The sequence below is a fragment of the Anaerobacillus sp. genome, assembly GCF_046314235.1.
Classification (GTDB): Bacteria; Bacillota; Bacilli; order Bacillales; family Anaerobacillaceae; genus Anaerobacillus.
This window is the reverse complement of sequence record NZ_JBKBWN010000026.1, coordinates 23,466-29,848: the sequence shown is the minus strand read 5'-3', so window position 1 is coordinate 29,848 and position 6,383 is coordinate 23,466. Positions and strand designations below refer to the sequence as shown.

At 32.7% G+C, this 6,383-nt stretch carries 8 protein-coding genes; 1 reads left to right on the top strand and 7 read right to left on the bottom strand.

Translation table 11 applies throughout. From position 1 onward, the window contains the following. Nucleotides 1–90 precede the first annotated feature (90 nt). From ACK4M9_RS21155 to ACK4M9_RS21125, 7 genes are all read right to left on the bottom strand, one after another. On the bottom strand, nt 91–873 hold the full coding sequence (locus ACK4M9_RS21155; RefSeq protein ID WP_409854768.1) for a DUF7683 domain-containing protein: 783 nt from the start codon (nt 871–873) through the stop codon (nt 91–93). 215 nt (nt 874–1,088) lie between these two features. Then, complete coding sequence (locus ACK4M9_RS21150; RefSeq protein WP_409854767.1) at nt 1,089–1,979, bottom strand: hypothetical protein; 891 nt, start codon at nt 1,977–1,979, stop codon at nt 1,089–1,091. Between the two features lie 204 nt (nt 1,980–2,183). Further along, a complete protein-coding gene (locus ACK4M9_RS21145; RefSeq protein WP_409854766.1) occupies nt 2,184–2,858 on the bottom strand; it encodes a hypothetical protein in 675 nt (224 codons plus the stop codon). Between the two features lie 107 nt (nt 2,859–2,965). Beyond that, nucleotides 2,966–3,364, bottom strand: coding sequence for a hypothetical protein (locus ACK4M9_RS21140; RefSeq protein ID WP_409854765.1), 399 nt, complete (start codon nt 3,362–3,364; stop codon nt 2,966–2,968). A gap of 159 nt (nt 3,365–3,523) precedes the next feature. After that, complete coding sequence (locus tag ACK4M9_RS21135; protein ID WP_409854764.1) at nt 3,524–3,694, bottom strand: hypothetical protein; 171 nt, start codon at nt 3,692–3,694, stop codon at nt 3,524–3,526. A 247-nt stretch (nt 3,695–3,941) separates the two neighbouring features. Further along, nucleotides 3,942–4,229, bottom strand: a complete 288-nt coding sequence (locus tag ACK4M9_RS21130; RefSeq protein ID WP_409854763.1) for a hypothetical protein — start codon at nt 4,227–4,229, stop codon at nt 3,942–3,944. A gap of 60 nt (nt 4,230–4,289) precedes the next feature. Next, a complete protein-coding gene (locus ACK4M9_RS21125; protein WP_409854762.1) occupies nt 4,290–4,769 on the bottom strand; it encodes a GNAT family N-acetyltransferase in 480 nt (159 codons plus the stop codon). 333 nt (nt 4,770–5,102) lie between these two features. Here ACK4M9_RS21125 and ACK4M9_RS21120 point away from each other — a divergent pair, with 333 nt between their 5' ends. Beyond that, nucleotides 5,103–6,383, top strand: coding sequence for a phytoene desaturase family protein (locus tag ACK4M9_RS21120; protein ID WP_409854761.1), 1,281 nt, complete (start codon nt 5,103–5,105; stop codon nt 6,381–6,383).

The window sequence follows — 6,383 nt, the reverse complement described above, 5'->3', positions numbered from 1 at the left end:
ACTTGAATCTATGAGTAGTTAGTTGGTTTATTACTTGCTGGTGATTCTGTTGTTTTTCTTGTCTCTAATTCAACATAAGCTTTCGTTAGTTCAATACCCACCCCAGAAAAAATACTCATATTTATCGAAATCCATTTTATGGTTTAAATATCTTTGGAAGAAATCCTTATATTCAATTTTAATTTTAATATTCCCCACAACAGGATGTTGAGATGATAGATTAAAGATTAACCTTAATTCTTCTAAGGGAAATTCAAGAAGCTCTTCATCTCCTTCATTCATTCCTAACTCATTTTCTTTTTTACTCCATTGGACTAACCTTGTTGTATCTTCTTCTAAGAAATAATATGGCGAAGAATCAATTTCTTCTACAAATAATCCTCTTTCAGTTGCTATGGTAATTGCTGATAAGGATTTTTCCGACGAGCCTATATACATATAATAATCCCAACCAAAATGTGCAAAAAATCTATCCTTTAAATACAGTTGACAGTGTACAAAGTTCCTTAAAATCATTTTACTAATAATAACAATGTCATTCAGTGTTACTATTTTATCTTCCTCTAAAATCAGTTCATCAAATTCTGTTTCATATAAAACAGAACTTCTATCTTCTGTTGAGATTTTCTGTTCAGATAATTGTAAAATTCTTAAAGTATTAAGACCACTTTCAATAATAAATGCTATTAATGTATCTATATATTTTGCTTCAATATCAAGATACTCCTCTAATGTGAATTCCTTGCCATCTATTATTTTTCCTATTTCAGATGGACAGGTCCATTCTTCTTTTAATGTGTAATATCCATTTTCATCTCTATAATCAGGATTATATTTTGTAATCCGCCATTGGTACTTAATTTGACCAGACAATATATTCCTTCCTCCTTATCTTTTCAACTATCCTGCTCTTTATCTATAAAAAGAAGAGCTGCCGAAACAACTCTTACCGTTACTATCTTCAACTAATGCCTCCTTTAGTTGAAGAAGAAAATTGAAGCTTTATCCACGCATCAGCTCATTAAGATTTTAAATTCAAGATGTTTCGGATTGTCAATACCTATTTACCATAAACTTTAAGCCACTCTTTACCGCTCAAATGTTTTAACAGATAAAACCTCTTTACTGTTTGCATCTACGACAATCTTAATCCCATTTGGTGATGGTCCAAGTTTAGATAAGTAAGTGACTTCCCACGTCCCATCCACAAATTGAATTTGTTTTTCTTCTTGGTAAATACCCTGTTTCAATCTTTCGAATTCTTGTTTATTCGTTTTGTCCCACCCGTCATACCAAAGAAGGAAATATTCATCATTTTCAACTTTTGCAATTTTATCGCCAGAATGATTTTTAACCCATTCTTGCACTTTTTTATGATTGTTTGCAACTTGTTCAGCCTTTTCTTTAGAAATGATATCTTTGGTAGTCCCCGCTATTGTAATCTGTGTTGTAACTTTGATTGCTTCTTCCCAACTACTGCCTTCTGGATGAAACATAACAACAACATCATAAGTCCCGCCGGAAGCTGGCTCTTCGGAAGATTGAATATGTTCCTTTGGTAAGAATACTACTTTTTCTTGAACGGTCTCTTGCGGTTCTAATCGTTCTGTATGGATATCATCTGTACATTCTTTAGGTTCCTCAGGTGGCTTTTGTGCTAAATAACGGTTGTTTTCCTTTGATATAATTTGAACTCCTAAGTGAGAAATGCAGGATGAACTACCAGCGTAATATTCAATACTTTCATTCCCTTTATTAGTTACTGTTGCCTCAACAATTATTTCATTATTCAAATCAAAACTTTTCTGGTTGACCTTAATATTAAAGTGGATATTATCTTTCGTTTCCTCATAATTTATAAATTGTTTTTCTTTGAATTGTTTATCTCCTGTTGTGTCTTCGATTGTTTTTTTTCCACAACCAAACAACAGAGCCATACTAAATAATAACATTGAATATACTAAAAATATTTTTTTCACAGTTATCCCTCTTGTATGTAATTTTACTAAACGAGACGAGTAAAAACCTTTTTTAGTTTCAAGATAATATATTATTTTCCACAAACCTGCTCTTTACTTGAATAAGTAAACTTTAATACTATATACCAATTACAACTTAGTTTAATAAGTAACCAAGTGCATAATCCCCAGTTTTTCACTAAAGCTCTTCTTTGAACAATAACTTTAAAACTCGCTGTAAGAATTACTGATAGAAATTAATAATCCTGAATCATTAATTCTTTTATGGTAATAAGGAATTGTGTCTCCTAACTTTCCGTATCCCTCATTCCATAATATGTCAATAAAATAAGGCGTGTTTTTAAGGAGTTGTTGAGGTTTTATATACTCGAAGCAGTAACACTCATTTGGTCGAGCTTCATCACAGTCGTATAAACCTAATACATCCTCCTCGATTGCCACACCACCAATTTTAAATTTAAAGTTATAAAAGAGATCTATTAGAAAGTTTTTAAAGTCAGATAAATCTTCACCTTTAATACCAATTTGACCCCATTCAGGTGCATCAAATTCACTTCCGAAAAACCAAAAGTTAATCAGAAGAGCACTTGAAGAAACTTGTTCTATTTGTAATGTTGACTTACGCCTACCAGCAACAGAAACATATAAATTTACATGCATAGAATGTTTATAAACTGAATGTGGATCTTCTTCATCATATGGATAGCCTTTATCAAACGACTCCAACATCTCAACCAGATTGGTATCTACTACCTCGATTTGATGATGCAAATTAGTCAATTTCTTCAGTATTGCTTTAATTACTTCTTTCTTTTCATCATTAAACTTTATGATGAAACTTACTTCAAGAAAAGGTCCGCCTTGTAACCATGCTACCAACCTAATACCCCCTCATAATAAAACAATACCACTTACCTTATTCAACATTCGCATCCGTTACTTCAACAACAGTAGTAACTGCCATTGCGACAGTTACTAAAAGCTATTTATTCAAATGCCATAAATTCTTCACCATTCTCGGTAACCACAGTTAGTTCTCCCTCAATCTTATCTAAACCTATTAGGATATAAGAGTTCTCCTCGTCTGACTCCTTATTTACTTCTACGACTGATATTGACGTATTGTTTTTAGTAACGTCTGCCCCAGTAAATTCTATAGTTTTGTTACTCGTCCCAGATGAAACAACCACCATCTTTTTTCCTTCTGATATTGTAAAGATTCTGTATCCTCGAAAATCCGTTTGATTAGTTTGCAGTTCTCCTACATAACTAGCTACATCTCCCACTTCATTTAACCTATCTTTTTCTAAAACCCAAGTATTAGAACTGCAAGCACTCAAAAATGTTATTACTAAAACAAGTAAAGTTAGGAATATTTTTTTCATTAAAATAACCTCCTTTTCTTTCATCCACCAAACCAAATTTAAATTTTGAACATATAGCTTATTAAAGTATTCTGCTTCAATAGCAACGGAAAATCCTTTGTTTCCGATCAACAGTTCCTTAACTAATGCTTATCGTTTGTTTAATATGAAACTCCAAACCTATGGAACCATTAACATAATAAAAGTGGAGAGACTAATAATTAGCATTGTTGAGGCAAAAATTTTGTCAGAACCTACATCTTCGTTATTATTTATTTTTATGGCAATTTTAACGCACAGATTGAAAAATACTACCGCAGTAATGACACTTATAATCAAAAAAACAACCATTTCCAAACCACCCATCTTTCTATAAACGTATTCCACTATCCTGCTCAATAGTTACAAAGTAAGCGTCACTGTTGCTGTTCCAGTAACGCCTCCGTTACTTTAATAAGACAACTAAAAAAAAATCTATATTTTGCAATCATAGTCAATATCATTTATGTTCTCATTTTTAGCTTTACTGGCGAAATGGAGTAAACTAACAAGAATATAAGAAAAAACTACGTTCGACTTTTTTAATAAACTACTATCCTTAATCAGAATATGCTTTTGAAATTTCTACTAAATTCTCTTTAAACATATTATATTTAATGGTATACCCATATCTCTCACCTATAATTATTGATTCCCATATACCTGGAGATGTTTTAACCTCGAATGTATCTTCACCATTAGGGGAAAGTACTAAAAAATATGCTCTTCCATCTTTGTGTTTATCAACAGCTGTACCAAATCCGCTTATTAAGCCGTCTGATTGAAGGTAATTCCATAAGAATATTACTGAGAATGAGACTAAGCTGATAGTTAGTTTTTTCTTCAATGTGTTTCCCTCCTATTTAGATAACTAATCTTATTTTTTTCTATTTAATAAATACATTCGTTACTTCAATACCTTTATCAACTCAATTTCATCTCTGATGGGTATACCATCATTACCTATTAAAGGTATCTCTGGTTTTATCTTTCTTGCTGTCTCAACTGCATTATTTATAATTTGGGACAAGAAAAAACCTCGTTTTTGATAAAACCTTAATGCTGATAAATTATCGTTTGTTGTTATAAGCTTAACGAGTTTACACTTTCTCTTAATAGCAAGGTTTTCTACTGCCTGAACTAAGTTTGTACCTATTCCTTTACCTTCTTCAATACTATCTAATGAAATAATATCGCACTCGTTATCTTTAATGATGTAAGTAATTAAGCCAATGATTTCATCTTCATTATTTATAATAGTAAAACCATCTAATGCACTGCAATCATAGACTCCACTTGAAATAACCATTTCTGGACTTCCCCAATGCAACTTAAAAAAATCTATTATTTTATTTTTCTGTAACTCCTCAATCGAGTAGATTTTCATTTTAAGACACCTCAATTTCAAAAATCTTGTTAAACTCTTCTACTTCGTTACTTTAAGTGAAACACTTCACAATCTAAAGTGTTTTCATAAATAAATCATACCAGAAAATAACAAATAAGGTATGAAAAGAATTATTAAATTACTCGAATCTGTAAGTAGTTAGTTAGTTAGTTAGTTTATTACTAGCTGCGTAGTAAGACTCTACTATGTAACAGGTATTTAACCCAAAAAAGAGAATGTAAATTTACTCACCTTAAAATGTACCCTTGTCCCTGTCACAAATATTCTACCTCCGTCGTCTTAAGTTATGAAATACAAAAAGGAGGTTATCTTATGACTCGGAAATGGGATATTGTCATTGTCGGTGGTGGATTAGCAGGTTATATTGCAGCAAATTATTTAGCTAAAACTAATTTGTCTGTATTACTATTAGAAAAAGGAAGGAATGTGGGTGGCAGGGCTAGAACAAATAAGATTAATCACCAATATTTTAATCTTGGCCCCCACGCCCTTTATAAAAAAGGAAAAGCTAAATCTATCCTCGGAGAATTAGGTGTGAAACTTAACGGAAAATCACCTAAATTAGCGTGCAGTTTAATTGAAGATAATATGGTATATACTGCTCCCTTTACTCCTTCAGGTTTGTTGTCCACTAGTCTTTTGAATTGGCAAGAACGTATTGAATGGGCTGCTGTTTTAATGAAGTTTAATTGGATTGATACCGAAAGTTTAGCAGAACAAACATTCCAACAATGGGTAGAGCAAGCAGCCAAGTCTAAAAATGTTCAGTCGTTACTATATATACTAGGCAGACTTGCGACGTATTGTCACGCTCCTGAAAAGGTAAGTGCAAAATTAATGGTTTCGCACTTGAAGACTGTCATGGGTGGTGTACTTTATCTAGATGGCGGTTGGCAGACGATCATTGATCAACTTCACAATAATGCAGTCATCTCAGGTGTTCAGGTTCAATCAAGTGCAGTTGTAAAACAAATAGCCCCACTAGAACATGAGCATTTCAAGTTAATTCTAACTAATGGCGAAGAAATTCACGGGAAGTATATCATTTGTACAACTGGCCCTCAAGAACTTAATGCACTGTTAGGTGAAAATGTTAATCTTCCTTATAATAGTTTTTTATCCCAAATAACACCTGTAAAAGGAGCAACATTAGACGTTGCTTTAACTCATCTTCCTAATCCAAAGCAATTGTTCGCTATGGGCATCACTAATCCCCTCTATTTTTCTGTACATTCAAATTATGCCCGACTATCTGATGATGAAAAAAGTTTCGTTCTGCATGTATTTAAATATAACCATCCGGATGAACACATCGATGAAGAAAAGGTAAAAAACGATCTTGAACAATTCTTAGAAAAGCTTCAGCCAAGATGGAGAAAATATGAAATCACAAGTCGCTTTATCCCTCAAATTACAGTTAACCAGCGCTTACCTCAAATAGGAGATGAGCAAAAATTACACCGTTCTAAAACAGACATTCCTGGATTATATATAGCAGGAGACTGGGCTTCACCGGATTCCATTTTGTCAGAAGGAGCTGTTAGCAGCGGGAAACAAGCAGCTGAAGAAATCATTCAAAGAGAAAAGAGGTGA